We start from the raw sequence: 25,240 nt of genomic DNA, 5'->3' as shown, positions 1-25,240 counted from the left end.
TGTTTTTAAAACAGAACTTATTACCGGAATATAATTTATTTAAGGATTAAATAATGGCGATGAATTTATAATTATGTAATAATAATTATCATAATAATAAATAAACAAGCCAGCTGGTCAGCTCTGAAATTTGGATAAAGGCAGGATACCTATTGATATTAGTTAGAACCCGATTTGAGTACGCTTATAATCTTGGCAGATTTTTTATTTTTTAAAATATTCAACTGCATTTCTAATGCATGTATCATATAATCATCTTCTACGTTAGACACGTAGTTTGCACATGTTTCGTTATTATGAATATCAAAAGCAAGCAAGGCAAACCCGCAACCAGGCAAATCAGTTTTAAGTTGATCTGCAATGTCGCGCATTTTTTTATCGTTAATTTTATTGTTATCCTTTATCACTTTAGAATTTATAAAAATGAGCTTTAGATTTCTTTTAACGTTTTTCTTTAATTCAAGCAGCTTCATATACCCTTATACGGCCCGCTAAAAATTAAGTTACAATATTATTTAACTAAAATGTAAATCAACTTAGCTTATCTTAAACACAAAGAATAATACAATTATAAATAATACTTTGTTAATAATACGAATTATGAAGTTTTTTTTATAGTTTATTGAATATTACATAGTAACCTGCCGCAATTTTTTAAGGTAGGTTTGTAAATATTAAATGATTTTTAATTATCAAAATATTACACAATTGGTTATCTTACCTCTCGTTATCCTGATTGCATAATTATATTTCTATATCGGGTAAACTTTATTGCATGAAACATAGTAGTTTTTTAATTTTGTTTTTACTCTTGGTTACATTTGGCGGTTGTAAAAAAGGCAACGGAATTAATGAGGAAATTGAAGAAACTGAAGATACATCGATTGATACTTCCAGGGTGCCGTTTGGCTTGCCTAAGCGCATAGCCTTTGGTACTGAAGGTGATATATCGCAAAGTACGAGTTACATCAAAGAAACCGATTATCAATACCAGTACCTGGCCGGAGATATATTTTCAAACGGTTGGACAACCTGGAACTCTCCTACCGGCGATTTCGCCAAAAGATTTTTAGTACAAATTGGCAATTCAGGTAAAATACCAGTTTTTACATACTATAACTTAGTGCCGGCTAAAATGCGAAATCAAGACCCGGCTTTGGCTAATTTGGCCGATGCCGAAGTGATGAACAAATATTTTGAAGACTGGAAACTCTTATTGCAAATATGCTCTAATTATGGTAAAAAAGTAATTATACATGTTGAACCCGACTTGTTGGGTTATATGCAAATGTTTAAAAACGACCCGACCAAAAGTGTGATACGGGTTAGCGAAAGCAATTATAGCGATGTAAAGAGCTTTACTAACGATGCCAAAGGCTTTGCACAAGCAATAGTGAGTATGCGTAATACCTATGCCCCCAACGTACTATTGGGCTGGCATGCATCTCAATGGGCAACCGGGTACGATGTTATAAAAGGCAAACACAACCCCGAGCAATTGGCTGTAGAAACAGCTGCTTATTATAAATCGTTAAATGCACGGTTTGATATTATATTTTCTGAGTTTACCGACCGGGATGCTGGTTATGAACAAGTTGTGAACGGAAAAACTAATGCTGCATGGTCAACCGAAGGTAATGCAGAAAATGGAAATTTAAGTGATTTTGAACGCTTCCGACGCTTTTTAAAAAAATTGAACCGGCAAACCGGCCAAAAAATCATCTTATGGCAAATACCCGTTGGCAACTCGCTTACCAATACTTGTAATAATTCGCGCGGACATTTCAAAGATAATAAGGCAGAGTATTTTTTACAGCCCGTTGCCGAACGTGCAAACTTAGATAAACTGAAGCAATACGGAGATGCCGGGGTTATAGCATTTTTGTTTGGCAGGGGTGCCCATGATTGTACGAGTTTTATGGATACTAAAGGCGATGGAATTACAGGTACCAACGAAACCAGCGACGATGATGGCGGTTACCTGCGTAAATCTGTTAAAGCTTACTATCAGCAGGGAGCAGTTATATTACAATAAATGTACGTACGCTACAATTATTTAACCTAAAGCTAAAGTTAGGCTTACAATCAACATTTAGCTTTGAACTTATGAAAATACTTTGCCCCGAACATCAGGGTTTAATTGAGATACCCAGTAAGGATCTTATCGGCGCGTTTAACAGCCCTGTTAAAATTTTAGTTTTTAACTGTCCCGTATGTGATGAGAACGTACTTATCCAAAATATCCGGCTTGATAATGAATCGGTATCAGTCAATCAATTTGGTTAATACTATGAGCTGCCTGCATTAGCTAATGCGTAGGTGGTATGCCTTAAATGCTCCAATAGCATAACACTATCGCGGCTCTCGTTCAATTTAGCGCTTAATACAGGCTGGCCTATACATACACGCAGTACATGTCCTTTTTTATTAAATAGTTCGGTAGGCAGCATGGCTGTTTGCAGCGATGGATGTATATACCTGAGCAGGCTAAACCATAAACCGTTATTTCCATGAAAGTAAATAGGAACTACAGGCACATTGGCCTTAGCTATGATCTTTCCCACAATAGGATGCCAGGGTTTATCGGTGATCTGTTTACTTTGCTGATCGTATGATGACACCTCACCGGCAGGAAATATAGCGACAGGAATGCCGTCTTTAAGCATACGTATGGTGTTTTTTAATCCGCTTATACTTGAACTGTGTTTTATAGACTCAAAAGGATTTACAGCAATGATATAATCGGCAAGGTTAGGTACCTTTTTCAGTAAAAAATTGCCCATGAACATGGTTTCTGGCCGTTGCTTAACCAGTATGCTGAGTAATGCCAACGATTCAATAGCACCATACGGATGATTGGCCACTACAATAAAAGCTCCATGTTTAGGAATATTATCCAGCTCGCTATTGTTTATCTCAATAGAGATGCCTAGTGTTTTAAGCAAATAATCGGCAAATGCAACGCCCTCAAGTCCTGCAGCATTATCCATCAGTTTGTTAAATGCATCAATTTTCATCAACCGCATTAAAAACGGGGCAAGGCCGGGCATACCTGTTGTACCGGTAGCTTTTGAAAAGTCATGCTTAGATATCATTATCGGCTACCTGTAATTAAGTTTCTTATATCAATCGTCATCATCCTTTTTCTTTTGCTGAAGCTTTATGAAAGCACTTCTTTTTGGGGCAGGCATAATGGAGTTTTCGCCTTTTACCGATTTCCAAACCACCTCATTCAACTCCAGGTCGGGCACTGCATCCTCTTTAGCCAGGTTAAACGATTCAGATTTTTTTGCGCTATTATTCCACACCACATTACGTTGATCTAAACTTACTTGTGCGGGTATATTTTTATAAGGGGTAACATCGGCAGTTGCGGCAAAGCAGTTATAAAGCGGCAAAGCGGCGGCATCATACTGGCTCATTGGCGGCAAACCCAAAATAAGCTCCATGGTCCTCAATATGCCCGAGGTTGAATACATGGTATGGTTTACCGATGACCGTTTGATAAACGGGCTTATTACAAACGCTGGAGAGCGGTGAGCGTCCACATGGTCGGGCCCGTTCTGCGCATCATCCTCTAAAACAAATATGGCCGATTCTTTCCATATAGGGCTGTTAGAAATGTATTCTACCAGTATGCCCAGTGCCTGGTCATTATCGGCAACGGCCGATGTTGGGCTGATCTTGCCTTTACGCTGTCCGCTGGTGTGGTCGTTACCCAGTCGTATGGTGCTGAACTGCGGCACCATACCAATAGTGAGCAGCGAATCGAAATCATGTTTAAATGCCTTCACCCTGTCCACGTCTTTTATATCCTGGTTAAAACCCGCAAAACCAGGACAAACATGGCCTTCCAGTGCCTTAATGTTTGCCTTGCCGTCTTCGCCAAACTCGCCATAAGTACGATAGCTGATACCAGCACGCTTACAATAATCCCATATAAAGCCGTCTTTGGGGTAAGCTATTTTGCGGCTTCCTTCATAATCATAAGTTCCGCCACGACCGCCGTAGCTTATGGGCCATGTTTTTTCGGTATAATCGGTGGCGTAGGCTGCCATGCTCCAATTATGTCCATCGGCACTTACTTCAGCGTCCACATAAAAGTTATCCAGCAAAACAAACTGCCTGGCTAATGCATGATGATTAGGCGTTACCCTTTCCGGGAAAATACACAAGCTGGTATCACCGTTTCCCTCTTTCATATCGCCTAAAATCTGGTCATAAGTACGGTTTTCTTTAATAACATAAAACACATGCTTTACAGGAGATTTTGCACCCGTTTTTTGCGGCACAGGGTTACCGGTTTCACCCTTGGCTAATTGTTCTTTATCCTTATTGTAAGGTGTATTGTCGTAAACCTTTTTAGCATATGCCGCAAGCAACCCATCAGATGGCTGATCGATGATGGATAAGGTTCCTTTAAATAACCCTCCTATGTATTGTACTTCGGGCACATTGGTAACCCCGGTATGGCTGGCGCTGTTGTCAGTTTTTTTTACCGGCTGCGGCCCGTTAGGGTTAGCCATAGATGCAAAGCCTTTTCCGTTGCTTACCAGTATCTTTTTATGAAGGGTTTTTATATTGGTAGGATACCATCCTGTTGGTATAAAGCCTTTTGATTTGCTTTTACCTGGTTCGGTAATATCAAATACGGCGAGGCAATTATTATCGGCATTGGCAATATACAGTGTTTTGTTATCAGGGGATAATGCTAAGCCATTGGTAGTAGAGCCCGTTAATTTGGTTGGGTAAAGAGATGCGGAAATGGTTTCGATAACCCGGTTGAAACCGGCATTAATAACCGATACCGAATTATCATTGGCGTTGGCTACAAATACATACTTTCCGTTCTTACTGCATAAAATTTCGTTAGGATGGCTGCCGGTGGCTATTGTTGCGCTAAGGTTATCTGTATGCGTATCAAAAACCAATAACTGATCACCGCCCCAAAGAGAGATATAAAGCTTTGCCTTATCCGGGCTAAGCTGACAGGCGTAAGCCTCATGCTTCAAATTAACACGCTTTATAACCGCCTTAGTTTGCAAATTAATAATGTACAGGGCGCTATCTTCTTTAGTAACCGTATATAGCCGGCCGGTTTTATTATCAACATCTATACCTGTAGGGCTTATTTTTTCTTTGGGCCAAGCCTTACCAAGCGTTATGGTATCGGCCTTGCCTAATTGTTGCGCGGTTACAGGGTAGGCTAATATCACATTGTCATTACCACCCGATACGTATAGTGTTTTATTATTATCGCTAAAGCGGATACCGTACCAGGATTTGGCAATAGGTACCTGGTGAAGCAGTGTCTCGCTGTTTGGATCTATAAGCTGGATAAATTGCTTTCCCTGCCCGTTATTGGTTACAGCAAGTAATTTTTTATCGGGTGATAATGCCATGTTCAAAGGCAGGTCCCCTAAAGTTATTGAACGGCCAGCAGGACTTAACGACCAGCCGTTGGGCAGCAAAATTGACTGTGCTTTAGGATTATTTGTTGGCTGCTGTGCATACAATGAACCACCCAACATCATTAACATGAGCAAAAGCACAAAAGGCTGATGCGTACTAAATCTCTTAAAAAAATTCATACAAATATTTTGAACACCCAAATTTAAATGCGATATAATATTTAATTCCATCCTACATGAAGCGCGTTATTACGCATCATAAAATTAGATGAATTGCAACATATCAGTTATCGTATCAAAATTAGCTCTTTGCATGTTAAGGCAAAGTTAAATCTCCGTACAGATCGTTTGTGTTGTAAGATGTATAAGAGTTACCAGAAACTGTAATGGAGAACAATTACAGTTACCCCAAATATGGTTAAGCTAATAGCTGATAATAAGGCTATTATCTATAGTATATTGAGGTTTGTACCATTGTTAGATTTCACATTGAGAAATTTTACCTTATCAGCATCGTATTATGGTGTACGGATATGCCCATTGCCCTTTACTATCCACTTGTAACTGGTCAATTCTTCCAGCCCCATTGGCCCGCGGGCATGCAGCTTTTGTGTACTTATACCAATTTCGGCCTCTAAGCCAAATTGAGCCCCATCGGTAAAAGCGGTAGAGGTATTTACATACACTGCGGCGGCATCAACTTTATTCAGGAACTCCTCTATATGCGCCTCATCTTCCGATATAATAGCCTCGCTGTGCTTTGAACTATGCGTGGCAATATGATCCAGTGCCTGTTGAAAAGTATCGACAGTTTTTACCGACATGGCCATTGATAAAAATTCGGTACCAAAGTGCTCAGGGCCGGCTTCTTTTAACAGCCCGGCAGGATATACTTCCTTTAACACCTGGTAAGACTTTTCATCGGCATACAATTTTACTCCTTTACGGGCAAGCGGTGCTGCAATTTGTTCCAGTTGAGGTAATTGCAGGCTGTTTATAATTAAGCAATCCAGCGCGTTACAAACACTTACCCGCCTTGTTTTGGCATTATCAATAATGGCTACGGCTTTTTCCACATCGCCGCTTTGGTCAAAATAAGTGTGTACAATACCGGCACCGGTTTCAATTACCGGCACTTTACTATGGTCGCGTACATAATTAATTAAGGCCTGGCTACCACGAGGTATCAGCACATCTATATAACCCACCGCATTTAACAAGGCCTGTGTGGCCTCACGCTCCACTGGTAATAAGGTAACTACTTTAGTGCTGATATTGTGTAGCTGCATTACTTCATGAATGACCTTGATGATAGCCATGTTTGAATAATAGGCATCGCTTCCACCTTTTAATATACTGATATTACCGGTTTTGAAGCATAATGTAAAAACATCTAAAGTAACATTAGGCCGTGCTTCATAAATAACTGCTACTACGCCAAGCGGCACGCTTATTTTAGAAATTTGTAAACCATTCGGCATTAACCTGGCCGAAATAGGTATCCCTAACGGACTTGCTAATGCGGCTACGTTTATTATATCTGCTGCTATAACGGCAATTCTTTCGGCGGTAAGTGTGAGCCGGTCATACCTTGGGTCGGCCGGGTCCATGCGTTCCAGGTCCTTATTATTTTGGTGGAGCAGGTAGCCGGTTTGTTCTACAACAGCTTTTGCTACATCTACCAATACCTTATTAATGAAATCGGGCGATAATGATAAACCTTTGCCCGCGGCTACGGCATCCTCAAAATATTGTTTATAATTCATTGCTAAGCTTGTAAATAAAGATAGTCATAATGCACAAGCGGACGCTGATTTTTTTGACCTGTCCGCTCCTTTGCCTTATCAGCACCATATTCTGCCAACCCCAGCCCTATCAACTTATTGCTTTCATCAACAATTTTAATGATTTCACCCTTTTTAAAATCGGAGATAATATTGATAATACCTATGGGCAGTAAACTGGAGGCCTTACTGGAAATTAAAGCCGTTTTGGCGCCATTGTTTACCTGTACAACACCTGTGGCTGCGGTTTCAGAATGTGCTAACCATTTTTTTTTGCCCGATGCCTTTTTATCAGGTACAAATTGCGTGTGTACAACGGTGTTGGCTAATACCTGATGAAGAATGTTGGGTGTGGTACCATTAGCAATATGCACTGCTATACCAAGCTTAGCTGTTTTTTGCGCAATGGTTGATTTGGTGATCATTCCGCCACGGCCAAACTGCGATTTACCCGAACTCATGAACGACGAAAAATCTATACCGGCTTGGGTAACCCGGCTAATAACAACCGAACCCGGTAACTTTGGATCGCCATTGTATATACCGTTTACATTTGTTAACACAATGAGGGCCTGCGCGTTAAGCATAGAGGCGATGAGTCCGGCCAGTTCGTCATTATCGGTAAACATAAGTTCGGTTACCGAAACTACATCGTTCTCGTTAATTACTGGTATTGCCTGGTGTTGCAGCAATATTTCGAGGCAGTTTTTCATATTGAGGTAGTGCTGCCTGTCCCTAAAATCTTCTTTAGTTACCAATACCTGCGCGCAAAGCATACCGAACCTTTCAAAAAGCTGCGAGTAAGTATTAATTAATTTTACCTGCCCAATTGATGCCAATAACTGTCGCATGGCTACAGCATCGTTCTTTTCGGCTACTGTAATAAGGCTTCTTCCTGAGGCAACCGCACCCGACGAAACCAAAATAACTTCCAAACCCTGCTTTTTAATTTCGGCAACCTGGTCAACTAAATGCGCTATCCTGCTTACATCGGGTAACCCGTTAGGCTGTGTAATTACATTTGAGCCAATTTTGATGATGATGCGCCGGTAATTGAATGACATAAGGTGTATGTTATTCGGCAATATTAACAACATCAGTTGATATAGCCATTGTTTGTTTAAAAAACATGCAATACCGAAGCCATGTGGATACGTTTTTGAATGATGATGATTCTGCAATAATATCACACAACACAAAAAAGTCCCTTGAGCCGCCGTTGCGCTCACAGGGACTTTTGTTATAAGGCATTGAGCCTTAACTTAAAACGGGTATCGCACAAAGGCTTCAATGGCCTCATACTCGGCCAGGCCTAAGTGGTTATAGTTGGCGGCAGTTTCGCGGTTTCTATCTTCGGCCCTAACCCAAAACTCCCGGATATCATCACCCGGAAAAACGGGATGATCCTTTTGGGACTGGTGTTTAAATATAGCGTTGCGTTTGCGTAACACTTCATGCGGCGATAGCGGTACGGCCATTTCAATTTCGTAGGTCTCAAACTCGTGCCACGCACCGCGGTAGAGCCATAGCCAGCAATCTTTAACCCATTCTTCGGTTTGTTTGAGCCGGTTAAGGGCCTCTAAAATAATATTGAAGCATACCACGTGCGTACCATGCGGATCGGCAAAATCGCCTGCGGCAAACACTTGTTGCGGTTTTACTTTTTGCAACAAATTTATAGTTAGTTGTATATCCTCTTCGCTTACCGAATTTTTTTGCGTTTTGCCGGTTTCATAAAAAGGAAGTGCCATAAAATGAATATGGTTATCTTGCAAGCCTGCATAACGGGCACCTGCAATAGCCTCAGTTTTACGGATAAAGCCTTTAACGTTGCGTATTTCCTGGGTATCTAACTGGTTGGGGCGCTTTTGCTCAATAAACTGACGCATATCATCGTACACGGCCTTCAATTTGGTATTATCGTTGCCCATGCTGTTTTCGAAATCAATAGCAAATTCAACGTACCGCAGCACATCATCGTCCCAAACTGCTGTATTGCCCGATGTTTGGTAGGCCACATGCACATCGTGTCCCTGGTCCACCAAACGAATAAAGGTACCCCCCATCGATATCACATCATCATCGGGGTGCGGCGAGAAGATGATAGAACGTTTTTGTGCCGGCTGGGCACGCTCCGGTCGCTGACTATCATCGGCATTGGGTTTGCCGCCCGGCCAGCCGGTAATGGTATGTTGTATTTTATTAAAAATATCGATGTTGATGTTATAAACAGGCCCCTGCTCTACAGCCAGTTGCGCCATACCATGATTGTTGTAGTCTTCTTCGGTAAGCTTTAATATGGGTTTCTTCAGCGTTTTGGCCAGCCATATCACCGCTTTCTTTTTCAATTGATCGTCGGTCCAGGTGCAGTCTTTTACCAGCCATGGCGTATCAAAACGGGTAAGTTCAGATGCTGCTGCCTCGTCTAACACAAATTCAACATTGTCTGACAGTTGCAGGTAGGTAGCGGGTACATCACTGGAAATTTCGCCTTCTACTGCTTTTTTAATAATGGGCGCTTTTTTGGCGTTCCAAGCCATCAGTATTATTTCGCGGGCTTTAAAAATGGTGCCAATGCCCATGGTTATGGCTTTGGTTGGTACGTTCTCTTTCCCTCCAAAATCGCGTGCGGCATCGCTGCGGGTCAAATCATCTAACGTTACCAGGCGTGTACCCGAGTTAGGTGCCGATCCCGGCTCGTTAAATCCAATATGGCCGGTACGGCCTATACCCAGTATTTGCAGGTCCAAACCACCCAAATTCTCTATCTGCACTTCGTAATTAAAACAAAACGACTGCATGGCATCAATAGCCAGGGTACCATCGGGGATATGTACGTTGCTGCGGTTTATATCAATATGGTCGAACAAATTTTCGTTCATGAAGGTAACGTAGCTTTGCACTGCATCGGGCTTCATGGGGTAATACTCGTCCAGGTTAAAAGTAATTACATTTTTAAAACTCAGGCCTTCCTCTTTGTGCAACCGTACCAGTTCCTGGTAAACTTTAACAGGGGTAACACCTGTGGCCAAACCCAGCACGGCTGGTTTACCTATTTCCTGCTTGCCGCGTATAAGTATGGCAATTTTGCGGGCTACCTGATTGGCGGCTTCCTGCTGGTTAGGATAAACTATTACAGGTAGTTTTTCGTACCGGGTTTCTTCTAAAAAATTTAACCTTGGCATAGTGTATTTATATATTGTGATAACTTAAACTTTTATGGTATTAGCTTAGTTAACACTGGTTTATATGGATGTGTTCGTTGTAATTCGTGTTTATATATTATATCACCTATTTCTTTAAAGAACGGATAGCCGGTCTTTTCGTAGCGATCGCCTGTGGCAGTATCCCGGTTAAGGTTTATCACTGCCGACAGCATGTACTCCACATGGTTCCTGGTATCTACTATATAGGCATTATCCGTAAGAAAATTATATGCCCAGCCTGCCTTATTATAATAATATATATAAGGAGGTATGCTATGTTTATCAGCCCGATAACTAAAGAACTTGCCGTATGTATCGAAATATGTTTTAGCGTTGTATTCGGGAGATTTGCTTTGAGCCGGTAACATGCTCATATACTCATACAATAAGGCGTAATCGTCTTTTTTTAGATCGAAACGCATCTTTTTACTAACCGATTTTGGGAACAGTATGGCCTGCAATATTTGCTGCTGATCTTTTAACGGAAAGGTATTGTGTGTAGCCAGGTTCAATGTATCGGCTATTAACTGGCCCTTGCTATTGGCTATTACACGCGGGATATAATGATCTTTTGTAAAATCGAATTTAAAAGTGCTGTAAGCCACAGGTTGCTCATAAACGGTTTTTCGGTCGTTAATAAACTTAATGGGATTGGTGTAGCGGTGATCTTCATCGGGCATAACGAAAAACCTCCGTGGAATAAGCGTGTTGGTATAGCCCATGTTCTGTAAACGCTCGTTCAGCGTTTGCTGGCCTACAAACTCAAATAAACGGCTATAGGCATCATTATCGCTCACTAAAAAAACTTTTTTAAGGTAATGGGCTACAGATGGCAGCTTGTTTTGGGCAGAGGTATCGGTATGTATCGCCGTTTGCCCTTTGTGGCCGCTATCGGTTAGCATTCCTGTGTTTTTATCAAGTTCGGCTATGTGTAGTTTATTTAATTTCTCTAAGGCAAGTGCCACGGTAGGTAGCTTTACAGTAGATGCCGGGTAAAAGTACCGTGCGGCATCTACATTATAATTAAAACTGGTGAAATGTGGCTCTCCCTTTTTATCGCGGTCTATACGGGTATAAATAATCTGTACTTGGTAAATATCCGGTCTATCAAGAATATCCTTCAAGAAAAGTGAGGCATTGGCCTGTAACATTTCTGCCAGCCACTGATTGGTTTGTGGCTGGGCAAATCCTGTTTTTGTGAGTATAACCATTAACAAGATGATATAAATATACCAATGCCTCATTTTTTAACTGCCCTGTTAGAGGTTGACCTGAGTTTCGGCACTGGCTTAGCTGCTACAACAGGTTTTGGAATAGCAGCCTTTTCGGTCCTGAAAATGGATTGATAGATTGCTTCCTGAATATCCGACCGTACGTTGAGTGAACTCAGTTTATTATTATCTCCACCATCGGGGTTTACACGATTTGACATAAAGATATACAGCAGATCGTATTTAGGATCGGCCCATACGCCAATGCCCGTAAACCCGATATGTCCAAATGTGAGAGGTGATGCGCTCAGCGTTGGATACGGTGCTTTGCTGGTGGCGTTATCTTTTTCGGGCTTATCGTACCCCATCCCCCTCCTGCTTATATCACTATGGTAAGCGGTAAAAAAGTCGATGGTTTCCTTTTTAAATAAACGCACACCATTCAGCTCGCCTCCGTTTAGCAGCATAATATATAGCTTGGCTAAATCGTAAGCATTGCTGTACAAACCTGCGTGACCAGCCACACCGCCAAACATGGCCGCACCCGGATCGTGCACATCGCCGCGTAGCTGCTGCAGCCTGAATAATTTTTCTTTTTCGGTAGGCGCTATCAAATTAAGGGGTTCGTGCTCGAGTGGTTTAAAGGTAGTGCTCGTCATGCCCAAAGGAAGGTAAAATGTTTGACGTACATATTCATCCAGTGTTAAGCCGGTAATTTGTTCTACCACTTTTCCCAGGAAGATAAAATCGTTGTCGCTATAAACATATTTGCCTGGTGCGCCTAATTTACTGGTAAGAATGCGTTTTTTAATAGTATCTACCCAATCATTACGCATATACATATTATCGGCCACACGTATGCCGAATGTGGCACTGGGTTGAGCGCGATAAAAGCCGGGCTTGGGTGTGCCGGTTTTAAGATCGATAGTTTCACGGTAGAACGGGATAAACGATACTAAGCCAGCCTGGTGAAGCAATACATCCGTTAGTTTTAAACCAGCTTTATCGGTACCACGCACCCAGGGCAAATAATCGCCAAGGGTTTTGTTGAGGTTGAGCTTACCTTCTTCATACAGTTTCATTACCGATACATTGGTAGCACTTATTTTAGTAACCGATGCCAGATCATACACCGTTTGCCGGGTTACTTTCTCTTTAACATCGTAACTTAAACTACCGTACGCTTTGTATAAGCCTACTTTACCGTTACGGGCTATCAGCACCACACAACCCGGTGTAGCGCCTTTAGCAATGGCATTACCGGCCACACTATCGATCTTGTTTAAGGCAATACTATCTAACCCAATCATTTGCGATTGTACCAGCGGAACATAGATACTGGTGGTGATACCTGTGCCGTAATTAAACTTTTCCACAGTTACGGGCATCATTCCCCTGGCAGAGATACGACCGGCAAGCAGATCGGCGGCTACATCATGCATCAGGCTATCGTCTTCGTAAGCGGCTACCAAATTGCGGGCATCAACCATGTTTTTAATGGCATAAGGGTTACCAAAGACTATGCCCAAGGCATTAGGTTTTGTTTGTAGTTGGTGTAAAACGTTAACCGCGGCATTGCTTATACCAAAGTTTTTTGCCGGGTATTTAGTGTATTTATGCAGGCCAATAATTATAGTTTGGTAATGATCTCCTATTTGTTTCAATAAAGTCTCGGCCTTTTCATTACTGTCTTTGTAGCTCAAATAATAGCAATCGGCGTTATAGGCTTGTTGCAGGCGGTCGGCAAAATGGTTAGCACGCTCTAAACCTAATCCTACGTAGGCAATTTTACCGGAAGTTTTCAAAGGCATTAAAGCACTATCGGCCTGGGTTACCAGGGTAATAGCATTACTGTAAACTTCCTTCTTAATCGGTTCTATGTCTTTATTAAGATCGGCAGCAATATTTAGCGTGTCAATAGCTTTCAGCGTATCTAAACCCAAATTGTACTTAGCAAGTAATACCTTTTTAACTTTTTGGTTAATATCATCCCAACTCAACTTATTGTGGCGGATGGCTTTGCGTACTTTTTTAATACTGCCTTTTACATCAGCGGGCAAGCAAAGCATATCGTTACCGGCAATAAGCGATTGTACTGCGGCCTCACCCGCAGGATAAAACTTAGCCACACCTTTCATCTCTAACGCATCGGTAAAAGTGATGCCGTTAAATTTAAGTTCGTTACGCAAAAGCCCGGTTACATTTTTTTTAGACAGAGAGGCAGCCTGGTTACGGGTAGTATCTATAGCCGGAATATAAAGGTGAGCCACCATCATGCTGCCCACCCCCTGCTTAATAAGCGTTTTAAACGGGTACAATTCCAGCGAATCTAATTGCTGGATAGATTTTTGAATAACGGGCAAATCAAGGTGCGAGTCAACGGATACATCGCCGTGACCGGGGAAGTGTTTGGCACAAGCCATAATACCTTCATCCTGCATGCCTTGCATAATGCGGCTGCCGTAAAGAGCTACCTTATACTTATCCTCACCAAACGACCGGAAGTTGATAACCGGGTTATCGGGATTGTTATTAATATCTACAACCGGGGCGTAATTAACCTGTATGCCCACACGTTTACACTGTTGCGCAATGGCATTGCCTGTGTGGTAAGCAATGGCGGCATCGCCGGTGGCACCAATAGTAAGCTGATCGGGAAATGGTTTTACATCGCCAAAACGCATACCCACGCCGGTTTCGCCATCAATACATACCAGCAATGGTATTTTTGATTTTTGCTGAAGTTGGTTTAAAACCATGGCCTGCTGCACGGCATTGCCCTGAAACAGGCATACCGAACCCACCTTGTACTTATTAATAAGCTGCTCTACATCATCGGTAAAAAACACCGCGTTATTACCCCTTTTTTCGGAGAGGCGCATGACCATAAGCTGTGCTATTTTTTGCCGACGCGATAATTTTTTAAAGGCCTGACTAACCCATTTTTGCGCGGCAACGGTATCGGGCCGGGGTTGCTGGGCCTTTACAACCAACGAACAGAATAATAAAGGCAGCAAGGCAGCGTATAAAACCCTTTTCATATACAAGATGTAGGTTACAATTAAGCAAATGTGCAAAAAAACGCATTAACATTCATCATAATTGCGGTTTTAATGCATGTTTATCACAAAACATGCAGCATAATGCATGCCATGTAATTTAATTAAAACAAAAAACCCGGCAAATAGCCGGGTTTTTTGTATGGTAACCAATTATCGGTTAGCAGTGTTATCTAACTGTGGCCTGTTAGTTGCCGTAGGTGAGGTAATGGTAATATCACCTCTTGAGCCTATGGTATAAACTTTACCACCTGCAAAGGCTACCGTATTAGTACCATTACGGGATATGATGTTTACTGTAGCCGAAGAAGGATACCTGGCATATAATTCATACGTGCCAATTGGTACCGCAACAAAATCAGATACACCTTTATAAGCTACAGCAGCCGGAGTTAATAAAATATCGGTGCCTGCGGGTGCCTGTGTATTATGTACATATAAATTTAATGCTGCTGCGGCATTTGGTACTGTATTAATAAAACGTACATAGGCTACATTATAATCTGGCGCAGGCAATTTATCTTCTATAATAAATGCGTCTGCGCTTTTTGCAGTAGTGTTATATAAACCACATAAATAAAAGCTGTAAAATTTCGAGTTTTCAAGCGTGGCATTTGTCGTATTTATTGCCAGGTTGGCATCGGTTGTTAGAGTAGATGGTAATTGTGCTTTAAATACGTAGACACCAGCCGATTGTAAACTGTAATTAGATGATGGATAAACACTGCCAGATATAACACCAGAAGTACTCTCGATACCGGTAGCACTGGTAATGCCCGATACTTTAACACTATTGGCATAAAAGTTTACGCTGGGCGCATTTACTCCAAAATTGAAATATTTTATTTGCGGGGTCGAAGGATCGATGATCTGATCAATTTCCTGAACCCCATTTTTTTTACATGAATATAAAAGCGTTGATAACAGCATTGCTGTTAAAACGAAGTGTATTTTTTTCATAAAACAATAATTAAGGTTGAGTAATCCACATTTCTTTAGTGTGATAATCACGAGTCAAAGCACCGATCTTTTCCAACGATACTAAGTTCCAAACATACTCAGATGCATAACGCGGCCTAATGCGATAAGCCGGTTTGTTAACATTATCAACATATAAAGTAGTTGGAAATACATAACCCGCATAAACTTGCGTACCGCCAGCCGTTTCAGGATCCAGATAATGGTATCTGCGCAGATCCATCCAGGTTTCAATAAATCCCCAACCCCATAGTGCTATATACTTTTGGAGCATAATTTTTGATAAAGTTAAGTTAGCTGCCGTTGGAACAACACTTGGAGAATTTAAGTAAGTAGCCATATCTGCGGCTGGAATTTGCGATGGCGTACCACTAATATCCATGTTTGTTGCATTTACATAATTCATATGCGCGGCAATAGCTTTTCTATAAGCATCTAAAGCTGTTGTTTTATCCCCTTTTTTATAAGCGGCTTCGGCTTTTATAAACTGTAATTCAACATAAGTCATAATCGGGTATCTGCTTTTATCATCAAATAAGTATTTTGATGGCGAACCCACTACTGGAATTCCTGCGTAACCTGCTAAATTATAAGGTTGTTGATTTACAGCTATACCTGTTACTCCACTACCTGTAACCAAACCCCTGTATAAACCGTCGGGTGATGGCGAAAGCATCCGGGTCATTCTTGGATCCATAACACCACCAAACTGTGTACCATCCATCAAAGATTTAATAAATGCCGTTTGACGGTAGGAGGTAAAATTATCGCGTGTTGGGCCAATAAAATTACGGTCGTCGTTAGATATACCTGTGTATTTAACAGCAGCATCATCTTCATTACCCGCAAAAGATTTATCAACCGCTGCTATCACTGCGTTTGCATCATATAATGCTGTCTTATTGCTATAATGACTTAAATTAATGGCTAACAAGCCGTAAGCAAATTTCAACCATTTTGTACGGTCGCCTTTGTAAACAATATCTGTTTTACCCAAAAATGCCGCATCAACACTACCGTCGGTACGTTGCAGGTTGGCAATGGCCAGGTTTAGTAAGCGGCGTACTTCGTTATAAGCATACTCCTGGGTATCATAAGCAAACGCCGTTTTGGTTGGATCGGGTGTAAAAGCTTCCTGAATAATGATCTCGCCATGAATATCAGTAAGATTTTGCCAATCCCAGGCTTTTATAACTTGCGCTACGCCTAACAAATCCCACCGTTGCTCGGCCTCTGCTTTGGCAGTCATATCTAACAGATTTTGGCCATGGTCAAAATAAACGGTGCGCCACAGCATACCACCATTATCAGATGGTGCCGGATCATATCCCTGCAAATCCCAGGTAGAGTTGGCACTTGTTAATGTAAAGTTTTGTATATAACGGCTTATTTGCCGGCCATCATACACCGGGCCGGTAGCCATCCAGCTTAGTATAGGTGACAGGTATAAATTTGCCGTTACCGATGTAGGTGCATTTGGATTGGTATTTACATCGAGATATTTTTTACAACTGCTTGCCGAAATGAGGCCAGCAGCCATCAATATGATATATAATTTTTTCATTCTATTACTTATTATAATGTAACTCTAAGACCAAAATTTAAACCTATAGGTATAGGGAAGTTACCATAATCAATACCAACTGCCCCCGAACCCCCTACTGCAGCTGTATTACCATTTACCACAGGGTCCAAACCCGTATAATTGGTAATCAGGAACAGGTCTGTCGCGGTCATGAAAACGCTGGCGTTCTTTACAAAATTTTGTCTCTTAATTAGTTTTTGCGGCAGATTATAGTTTAAGGTCATATCCCTTAATCGAATCCAGTTGATATTCTTCTCTATAAATAACTCTTCGCTTACGTTGGTATAATATCCGTTTTGGTAGTACGGTGTTACTGCAATATTGTTTACAGTTGGAGAGCTGCTGTTTTCCCTACCATCTTGTAACACACCCGGAATTACACGCGATTGAAGCCTGTCTTCGGTAAGTGTGCTTAAGCCTACGGTTGTTAAAAAGTGCTGTGTTGCGTTCAATACATCACCACCTTTTCTAATATCCAGCAGGAATGATAATGACCATGCCTTATACCTGAACGTGTTACTTAAACCAATGCTGAATTTCGGATTTCTATCGTAGCCGTTGTTGGTAAATAGGGTTGAGCGTACAGGTAAACCAGTGCCGGGCGTAATTAATAGTTGCCCGCTGCTGTTACGCAAATAAAACTGACCTGTTAATGCACGTGTAGAGTTACCGATGGTATTACCGGTACGTATATTGGCATACAAAGAAGCATCAGAAACATAAGCTTCTGGTATGCCGTTTGGCAATGATTTTACAATAGCACGGTTTGCCGAAAAGTTTGCTAAAACATCCCAATTAAAATCTTTACTACTAACAGGCTTACCCCTTAATGTAATTTCCAAACCTTTGCTCAATGTAGAAGCACCGTTCAGGTTAAATAATACGAAACCGGTAGCATAGCTTCCGCGAATATCATTTACAATTTGGTCGGTGGTTGTTTTGCGGTACACCGTTACATCTAATCCCAAGCGATCATTTAAGAACGAAAGTTCGGTACCTACTTCAAAGGCTTTTGCAAATTCGGGGCTTAAATTAGGGTTAGGCCCAGTAAATCCGTAGCCGTAACCTCCACCAACTGTGGGCTTATTTTCGAGCGCTGGTACATAAGCATAAGGCCTGGCATCTTTACCCACAGCAGCATAAGCTGCACGTAACTTACCATAAGTAAAATATTTTTTAAGCCAAGGCACTGCATCGGTAAAAACAAAGCTGGTTGAAACGCCTGGATAATAAAATGAATACCTTTCAATTGGAATGGTCGAAGTACGGTCATTTCTTACCGTTCCGGTTATATACAGGTAGTTTTTGTAATTTACAGTAGCCCTGCTAAAAAAGCTCACCAGTCGGCGTTGTGTAATAGTACTTTTTAAGCCCCTGCTTGTATTCAGTGTATTATTGAGCGATACAAAGTTAGGATCGTAAAAATTCTCACCAAAAGCTGCATTAACATCCGATTTCAGGTCCTGCATCGAAAAACCCAAAAGCGCGTCAAACGTTAAATCTTTAGTAAGTTTTTGTGGAGTTAAGCTTAAAAGGTTTTGCAGGTTGAAGTTACGGGTAATATCCGTAGCTACGTCAATTGTACCCTGCCTTGCAAATCCTGCCCTACTCTCGGGATGCCTTAACAATAATAATTTGTTGTTATAGGCGTCAATACCAACATTGGTTTTTAAGTTTAACCATTTAAACGGTGTAATGGTTAAACCCAGGTTAGTTAAAAACCTGTTATTTTTAGTGTTGTTTATATTTTTGTTTATACTAAAATAAGGGTTATCTACCTCGGTAGCTGTAAGTCCGGGTGCTAATGCAAGGTAACGTCTTGTACCCGATAGATTCAGGTAATTTTGAGCATCGTCGGTTTGTGGCCAGTCAAGCAAACCTATAAGCGGGCCAATATTGCCCTTTAAAGGCTGGTCGTTGTTGGCATACTCATAGCTCATGCTTAAATCTGCTTTCATCCAGTTATTAATGGTAGCCTGCGAAGCACCGGTTACGTTTATACGATCATAAACAGATTTAGGTACAACCCCGTTTTGGTTGGTATAAGACGTTGATAGTCGGTAGGTAGCTTTATCGGTACCGCCCGAAAACGCCAGGTTGTGCTTTTGCGTAAAGCCGGTTTGAAAAAAGTTTTCAACGTTATCATAAAGTTTGGTGCCCGATGGATACTCAGGACCGAAATACTCATATGCTCCTGATAACGAAGAGATAGTATTGCCTACTCCATTAGTACCCAAACCATAAGTGCTTTGTATTTCGGGCTTGGCGCGTAGTTTTTCTAACCTAAAACTGTTGCTATAATCAATTCTGCCTTCGCCTGGCTTACCCCTTTTGGTGGTAATTACTATAGCACCGTTAGCAGCATCAATACCATACAATGCGGCAGCTTCAGGGCCTTTTAACACTACAAGGCTTTCAATATCTTCGGGGTTAATATCCGAAGCGCGGTTGGTAAAATCAACACCACGGTTACTAAATGCAGTAGTAGCGCTATTGTCAGAGACCAGCACACCTGTATTAAGTGTTTTGTTATCAATAGGTAACCCATCAACCACAAATAATGGAGAGTTACTACCACTGATTGAGCTTACACCACGTATGGTGATATTTGTTGAAGCACCAGGTACACCCGATGAACTATTTACCTCTACGCCGGCTACCCTGCCTTGTAAAGAGTTAATAAAGTTTTCGCGCTGGGTACCGGCAATATCGGCACCTTTAACAGTTTGTTGCGAAGTACCTAAGGTACGTTTTTGCGCGGTTTGGCCTAAAGCGGTAACCACCACCTCGTTTAGGTTTTTTGAATCGGGATCGAGAGTAACATTAATGGCTGCGCCGTTGGTAACTGTTTTTTCTTGCGTAAAATAGCCTACAAAAGAAAAAACCAAAACCTGGCCGGAGTTGGCGGTAATTGAATAGTCGCCCGCCAGGCCGGTTTGCGTGGCCGCGTTACTTCCCTTAATTTTAATTGTAACACCTGGTAATGGCATACCATCATCTCCAGAGGTTACCTTCCCGGTAATTTTTGATTGGGCCATTGCAACAGTGGAGCCCAAACATAACAGGAAGAGAAAGATGGATAAAAGTTTCTTCATACACGAATGTTTGTTTGTTTAAGAAAGCATAATTTAAAATTGAAAATTCTTGTAGTTTTTAAATGTGAAAGTGTAATATATAAGAACGAGTGTTTGAATATAAAATAACCAGCAAATATTGATGCCATGTTGTGTATTATGTGCCACTTATATAAAAATTTAAAAGTATTTGGTTGGAATCAGCAAAAGCTACAGCCGTATATTTAATTAATCTAAATACAATTCAATATATGTATTTAAGAACCGCAAAATAATGCACCACGCTTACAAGCTATCACCAAATATAAATAAATTGATGAATTAAAGTAAAATTATTCGCATTATTTAAATAAAACATGCAAAATAATGCACGATTAAGGACTAATTTTTACAAATTAGCATAAAAATATTATAGTTTAATTGATTTTGCAGCAAACACCTAAGGTGTTGTGGTTTAAATGATAATTTTAAGGCTATACATACCCATTATATTATACAGTTCGGGCCTTTATAATAAGGCTACAGCATTAATGTATTGTGCCAATGATGCATCGTTGGGCTCCAGTTCGGTTATCAGGTAATTAATAGCACTCAATGGGCAAACCGCCATTTTTTCTGTGGAATCGAGTTTACCTGAAATACTCAATACCACCGATTTGTAAGCCGATTTGATCATCGCTTTTTTAACCTGTACCACTTCCAGGTCCGAATCAGTTATACCATTGTCTAAGGAAATGGCGTTTGCGCCCAAAAAGCACAGGTCTACGTTTATCTCCGACAGTTGATTAATCACCATAGACCCGGTATTAATCAACGAATCGGACAGTAAGCGCCCGCCTAATAAAATAACCTCTGCGCCCGTATATTCTATCAGTTCTAAAGCAACCAGCGGACTAATGGTTATAAAGGTACAGTGCAGGTTTTTGGGCACCAAGCGAGTAAGTTCTATAATTGTTGTTCCACCACCCAGCAGCACAAACATACCTTCTTTAATTAGTGTTAAGGCTTTTTTGGCTATCTGTATCTTGGCCTCTTTAGCATATATAGTATTTTGTGTAAACGTATGTAAAAATGATTTAGAGACCGCGCCACCATAAACCTTCTTAATTTTTGCATCCTTGGCTAATTCGTTCAAATCACGGCGGATAGTATCTTCAGATACATCGAGCTTCACACTCAAATCGGCCGAGAGCACTTTGTTATGCAGGTTTATTTGTTTAATAATAAAGCTTTGACGTTCCTCCTTGAGCATGGTTACATAGGTTATAATTAACCAAATATAGTATAATTAAGAAATTTGCCCATTTACTGTGCATGTTTATGCATGTTTGCCAATATATTTACATCTAAACTGTTGACTAAATACATATTCAACAGCGATAATTATGCAACGTAAACATTTTTTATCATCGCTTATACCGCTAACAGCTGCATTATCGTCCATGAAAAGTGGTGATGAGCTGCATTTAGAACTTGGGCGCAAAAAAAGCAGTAAAATACCCCCATATTTGCGCGTGGGCGATACTATTGGTATAACATGCCCGGCTGGCTTTATTAGCGCCGATGCTATTAAACCCGCCATACAATTAATAGAAAGCTGGGGTTTTAAAACACAGATAGGAAAAACCGTAGGAAAACAAGATTTTACATTTGGAGGTACCGACCAAGAACGCACCGAAGATTTGCAGTACATGTTAGATGCCCCTCACATTAAAGCTATTATGTGTGCCCGTGGCGGATATGGTGTAGTAAGAATAGTTGACAACCTTAATTTTAAAGGCTTTAAACGACACCCCAAATGGATAATTGGTTTTAGCGATATTACCGTTTTACATAATCACATTCATCAAAATTACCATTGGGCAAGCCTGCACAGTAAAATGTGCAATAGCTTTCCAACTGATTGGGGCAAGGCCGAACCCATACAAATACAAACCATTACTTCTATTAAACAAGCATTAACCGGCAATAGTATGAGCTACACCGCCCCCCCATCGGCAGCTAACAGAACCGGCACCGCAAGCGGACAATTGATTGGTGGTAATTTAAGTCTTGTGGCCAGCATGACCGGAACACGATCAGACATCGATACAAGAGGAAAAATCCTTTTTTTAGAAGATACCGGCGAGTATATTTATAATATTGACCGCATGCTGTACAACCTGCTGCGCAGCGGCAAACTAAACCATTTAGCCGGCCTTATTATTGGTGGCTTTAAACTAAAGCCCGATGAACCCGGCGAAGAGTTCGGTAAAAACCTGCAAACGGTGGTGAACGAAAAAATCGGTCAATTTAATTATCCCGTTTGTTTCAATTTTCCTGTAGGGCATCAAAAAAATAACTTTGCTTTAAAATGTGGGATATTACATACGCTTGCTGTTACCGAAACCGGGAGTTTGTTGCAATCTGAAGAATAATAACGCATATAAATTCCTCAAATACTTTTCGTTTAACTTCAAGCTCCTACTATAAATCACTTTAACGCACATTCATTATTAACCCCGCTAAATTCCTGTTTCCTTATATGTATAATGTTGATGTTCCACATTAATTTATACAGTGCCTATAATAATATTGGAGAGGTACTAAATATCTTTTTAAATTGCCCTGCAGCACGAAATTTATGCTAAATTTATGCTAAATACTTATAAATAGGCTTAATTGCAGCAAACTACCAATTATTACCCAAACTAATTATAACAGAATTTTAAGTTGTTACAATTGATAAAGTGCCGGTAAATTTTTTTAAGGCAATTTGGCTAACTATAATTTTATGACTGCCTAAGTTAAATTCTATATAAAAGATCAAATTTTAAAAATTAAATGGTGAAAAACTTGTGGTTGTATTACCAGCAAAGTGTAAAAGGTAAAACAATTTCACGTATAGCTGAAACTCAAACCGAACTAAGTTACTGGCAGGATCTATTATTTTTTAATTTCCTGTTTTATTGCCTGCCTGTTAGTTTAATTGCAGTTATTCCGGGTGTATATATGTCGGTAAAAGAAGGTTATACCGTAATTGCAATTGTTGATGTAATTAGCTTGATTTTACTCTCCATAGTTACCTTCACTTACCAAATATCCCTTCAGCTAAGAAAACTTTTTGTCATTATTATTTTTTACATTTTATCTGTTTTCCTGATCTATCTTTTAGGATACATTGGTCCGGGAGTGTTTTATCTATTCGCAATAACTATTCTTATCTCCCTTATTTTTTGTAAAAAATATGCCTACTGGTCTATATTGGTAAACACATTCATATTATCATTTTTTGCTGTAGTAATCCAATTTAAGCTTTTCAACTCACCCATTAACCAGGAATATACTTCAGGAAAATGGATAGCCTTTAGTTCCAACCTTATTTTTTTAAGCATCATTCTTGTTAACTTAATCAACCGTATTTTTAAAGGCCTGCAAGAAACTATAAATACGATGGGGCAGCTTCAGGAACGCTACAAAAATATTTTTGACCAAAGCCCTACGCCGATGTGGATATTTGATACCTCATCCCTCAAATTTCTGGAAGTAAACAAAGCGGCCATTCGTAATTACGGGTATTCTGAAAGTGAGTTTTTACAAATGACTATTAAAGATATCCACCCACAAAATGATGTTGCTGATTTAGAAGATCTGGTAGAAACTAATCGGAAATCCGGGTTGTTTTATCATGGAACTTCGAAGCATTTAAAAAAAGACGGGGAATACATTCATGTAAAAATAGAAAGCAATTTATTAGTAATTGACGGCAAACAGGTACGGATTGTTTTAGCAACTGATATTACCCATCGGGTTAAAAGTGAACTGGAAGTTTATCATGCCAATTTAAAAATTAAAAGATCAGAGGCCAATTTGCGGGCTATATTTGAAAGTGCTGCAGATGGGTTTGTGCTTTTAGACGAAGAACTTAACGTTAAAGCCTTTAATGTTAAAGCTAAAGCATTTATACTGCTAAACAAAAACCAACCGCAGTTTGAAGTAGGCCAAACTATTTTTAATTATATAGAAATTTCAAAACAAGAAAACTTCCGATCAGCAATACAAAGGGTTTTTGCAGGTAAAACTGTTGAATATGATAGATATTTTTGCTCTGATCCAGAATCGGCACTATGGATACGATTTACCTTAACACCTTTTATAGAAGATCAATTGATTAAAGGTGTTTGTATAACCGGGAGAGACGTCACTGTTCGTAAATTATACCTCCAAAATCAGGAAGATCAGAATAAAACTTTCCGTGAAATATCCTGGATGCAGTCGCATGTGGTTAGGGCGCCCCTGGCCCGTATAATGGGCTTAATTGATATTTTAAAAACATTGCGTGACGATGATTTTGAAAATGCTATTGATTATATACATTTATCTGCTTGTGAGCTGGACGAGATCATTAAAAAAATCACTTTAGAATCTAATTCAATTATTAATAAGTACCCGCTACCAACAGATGTTAAAAACCATAAAAATTAACATTTGTAAACAACAGCCTAAATATCAAAGCTATATTTATGGCAATTTCGCACCCATAAATGCACATCATGGATGATCTCTATCTCAGGGTTACCCATATTTGCTTCTTCTGCATAGCTAATTTATAAAGTCTTTTTTTTCAGATACCCGAATAGGTCATCACTCCATCATGGAAATTGCATTTAAAACTGTATTTCCCTCTTGAAATTGGAGGGCTGGATGGAGCGTAGTTAGGAGTATGTTATAGCTCAATTTATACGTGGATAATAATTCCGGTAAAAGGTGCACACCCCCTTCCATCCTCTCCAGAGGGAAACCGCACATTCCTCAACTTTTAAATGCGGTTTTCCCAAATCACCCTATAGCCTGCTTTTGTAATATCCAAAAAAATACTATAATTTACACATCAGGCCAGTGTATTAATGAATTTTTACTCACAATTTGCAATTAATTTCAGTAGTGATTTCA

At 40.3% G+C, this 25,240-nt stretch carries 15 protein-coding genes; 3 read left to right on the top strand and 12 right to left on the bottom strand.

Annotated elements, in window-relative coordinates; translation table 11 throughout:
- Positions 1-158 precede the first annotated feature (158 nt).
- Positions 159-473, bottom strand: a complete 315-nt coding sequence (locus ACFQ3S_RS04240; protein ID WP_377161562.1) for a hypothetical protein — start codon at positions 471-473, stop codon at positions 159-161.
- A 302-nt stretch (positions 474-775) separates the two neighbouring features.
- Between ACFQ3S_RS04240 and ACFQ3S_RS04235 the strand changes: the two genes are divergently transcribed.
- Entirely contained in the window at positions 776-2,035 is a 1,260-nt protein-coding gene (locus ACFQ3S_RS04235) for a hypothetical protein (RefSeq protein ID WP_377161560.1), read from the top strand.
- 253 nt (positions 2,036-2,288) lie between these two features.
- Here the strand turns inward: ACFQ3S_RS04235 and ACFQ3S_RS04230 are convergent, their stop codons facing one another.
- The 11 genes from ACFQ3S_RS04230 to ACFQ3S_RS04180 all read right to left on the bottom strand — a co-directional run bounded on the left by ACFQ3S_RS04230 (position 2,289) and on the right by ACFQ3S_RS04180 (position 21,560).
- A complete protein-coding gene (locus tag ACFQ3S_RS04230) occupies positions 2,289-3,095 on the bottom strand; it encodes a lysophospholipid acyltransferase family protein (RefSeq protein WP_377161558.1) in 807 nt (268 codons plus the stop codon).
- A gap of 30 nt (positions 3,096-3,125) precedes the next feature.
- Positions 3,126-5,591, bottom strand: a complete 2,466-nt coding sequence (locus ACFQ3S_RS04225; protein WP_377161556.1) for a bifunctional YncE family protein/alkaline phosphatase family protein — start codon at positions 5,589-5,591, stop codon at positions 3,126-3,128.
- Positions 5,592-5,929: 338 nt separating this feature from the next.
- Positions 5,930-7,177 carry a glutamate-5-semialdehyde dehydrogenase gene (locus ACFQ3S_RS04220; protein WP_377161554.1) on the bottom strand — a complete coding sequence of 416 codons (1,248 nt, stop codon included), beginning with the start codon at positions 7,175-7,177 and terminating at the stop codon, positions 5,930-5,932.
- 2 nt (positions 7,178-7,179) lie between these two features.
- On the bottom strand, positions 7,180-8,259 hold the full coding sequence (gene proB / locus ACFQ3S_RS04215) for a glutamate 5-kinase (protein ID WP_377161552.1): 1,080 nt from the start codon (positions 8,257-8,259) through the stop codon (positions 7,180-7,182).
- Positions 8,260-8,457: 198 nt separating this feature from the next.
- Positions 8,458-10,380, bottom strand: coding sequence for a glucosamine-6-phosphate deaminase (gene nagB, locus ACFQ3S_RS04210; RefSeq protein ID WP_377161550.1), 1,923 nt, complete (start codon positions 10,378-10,380; stop codon positions 8,458-8,460).
- 32 nt (positions 10,381-10,412) lie between these two features.
- Positions 10,413-11,612: a serine hydrolase gene (locus ACFQ3S_RS04205; RefSeq protein ID WP_377161548.1), complete on the bottom strand. Its 1,200-nt coding sequence runs from the start codon at positions 11,610-11,612 to the stop codon at positions 10,413-10,415.
- A 29-nt stretch (positions 11,613-11,641) separates the two neighbouring features.
- Positions 11,642-14,653, bottom strand: coding sequence for a glycoside hydrolase family 3 N-terminal domain-containing protein (locus ACFQ3S_RS04200; RefSeq protein ID WP_377161546.1), 3,012 nt, complete (start codon positions 14,651-14,653; stop codon positions 11,642-11,644).
- 171 nt (positions 14,654-14,824) lie between these two features.
- Positions 14,825-15,631, bottom strand: coding sequence for a DUF4397 domain-containing protein (locus tag ACFQ3S_RS04195; RefSeq protein ID WP_377161544.1), 807 nt, complete (start codon positions 15,629-15,631; stop codon positions 14,825-14,827).
- 10 nt (positions 15,632-15,641) lie between these two features.
- Entirely contained in the window at positions 15,642-17,213 is a 1,572-nt protein-coding gene (locus tag ACFQ3S_RS04190; RefSeq protein ID WP_377161542.1) for a SusD/RagB family nutrient-binding outer membrane lipoprotein, read from the bottom strand.
- Positions 17,214-17,224: 11 nt separating this feature from the next.
- Positions 17,225-20,329: a SusC/RagA family TonB-linked outer membrane protein gene (locus ACFQ3S_RS04185; protein WP_377161540.1), complete on the bottom strand. Its 3,105-nt coding sequence runs from the start codon at positions 20,327-20,329 to the stop codon at positions 17,225-17,227.
- A gap of 487 nt (positions 20,330-20,816) precedes the next feature.
- Complete coding sequence (locus tag ACFQ3S_RS04180; RefSeq protein WP_377161538.1) at positions 20,817-21,560, bottom strand: DeoR/GlpR family DNA-binding transcription regulator; 744 nt, start codon at positions 21,558-21,560, stop codon at positions 20,817-20,819.
- Between the two features lie 133 nt (positions 21,561-21,693).
- Between ACFQ3S_RS04180 and ACFQ3S_RS04175 the strand changes: the two genes are divergently transcribed.
- Together ACFQ3S_RS04175 and ACFQ3S_RS04170 are read left to right on the top strand one after the other, a co-directional pair.
- On the top strand, positions 21,694-22,725 hold the full coding sequence (locus tag ACFQ3S_RS04175; protein WP_377161536.1) for a S66 peptidase family protein: 1,032 nt from the start codon (positions 21,694-21,696) through the stop codon (positions 22,723-22,725).
- Between the two features lie 406 nt (positions 22,726-23,131).
- The gene (locus ACFQ3S_RS04170; RefSeq protein WP_377161534.1) at positions 23,132-24,772 is read left to right on the top strand and encodes a PAS domain S-box protein; all 1,641 of its coding nucleotides are present in this window, start codon (positions 23,132-23,134) and stop codon (positions 24,770-24,772) included.
- Positions 24,773-25,240 lie beyond the last annotated feature (468 nt).

This window comes from Mucilaginibacter terrae, assembly GCF_042679325.1.
Taxonomy (GTDB): domain Bacteria; phylum Bacteroidota; class Bacteroidia; order Sphingobacteriales; family Sphingobacteriaceae; genus Mucilaginibacter; species Mucilaginibacter terrae.
This window is presented reverse-complemented; position numbering and strand designations above follow the sequence as displayed.

Bases quoted from the DNA above. Each gene is read 5' to 3' on its own strand.
- ACFQ3S_RS04225 (WP_377161556.1), bottom strand. From the start codon at position 5,591: ATGAATTTTTTTAAGAGATTTAGTACGCATCAGCCTTTTGTGCTTTTG.
- ACFQ3S_RS04185 (WP_377161540.1), bottom strand. From the start codon at position 20,329: ATGAAGAAACTTTTATCCATCTTTCTCTTCCTGTTATGTTTGGGCTCC.
- ACFQ3S_RS04195 (WP_377161544.1), bottom strand. From the start codon at position 15,631: ATGAAAAAAATACACTTCGTTTTAACAGCAATGCTGTTATCAACGCTT.
- ACFQ3S_RS04175 (WP_377161536.1), top strand. From the start codon at position 21,694: ATGCAACGTAAACATTTTTTATCATCGCTTATACCGCTAACAGCTGCA.
- proB (WP_377161552.1), bottom strand. From the start codon at position 8,259: ATGTCATTCAATTACCGGCGCATCATCATCAAAATTGGCTCAAATGTA.
- ACFQ3S_RS04190 (WP_377161542.1), bottom strand. From the start codon at position 17,213: ATGAAAAAATTATATATCATATTGATGGCTGCTGGCCTCATTTCGGCA.
- nagB (WP_377161550.1), bottom strand. From the start codon at position 10,380: ATGCCAAGGTTAAATTTTTTAGAAGAAACCCGGTACGAAAAACTACCT.
- ACFQ3S_RS04205 (WP_377161548.1), bottom strand. From the start codon at position 11,612: ATGGTTATACTCACAAAAACAGGATTTGCCCAGCCACAAACCAATCAG.
- ACFQ3S_RS04170 (WP_377161534.1), top strand. From the start codon at position 23,132: ATGGTGAAAAACTTGTGGTTGTATTACCAGCAAAGTGTAAAAGGTAAA.
- ACFQ3S_RS04200 (WP_377161546.1), bottom strand. From the start codon at position 14,653: ATGAAAAGGGTTTTATACGCTGCCTTGCTGCCTTTATTATTCTGTTCG.
- ACFQ3S_RS04180 (WP_377161538.1), bottom strand. From the start codon at position 21,560: ATGCTCAAGGAGGAACGTCAAAGCTTTATTATTAAACAAATAAACCTG.
- ACFQ3S_RS04220 (WP_377161554.1), bottom strand. From the start codon at position 7,177: ATGAATTATAAACAATATTTTGAGGATGCCGTAGCCGCGGGCAAAGGT.
- ACFQ3S_RS04230 (WP_377161558.1), bottom strand. From the start codon at position 3,095: ATGATATCTAAGCATGACTTTTCAAAAGCTACCGGTACAACAGGTATG.
- ACFQ3S_RS04240 (WP_377161562.1), bottom strand. From the start codon at position 473: ATGAAGCTGCTTGAATTAAAGAAAAACGTTAAAAGAAATCTAAAGCTC.
- ACFQ3S_RS04235 (WP_377161560.1), top strand. From the start codon at position 776: ATGAAACATAGTAGTTTTTTAATTTTGTTTTTACTCTTGGTTACATTT.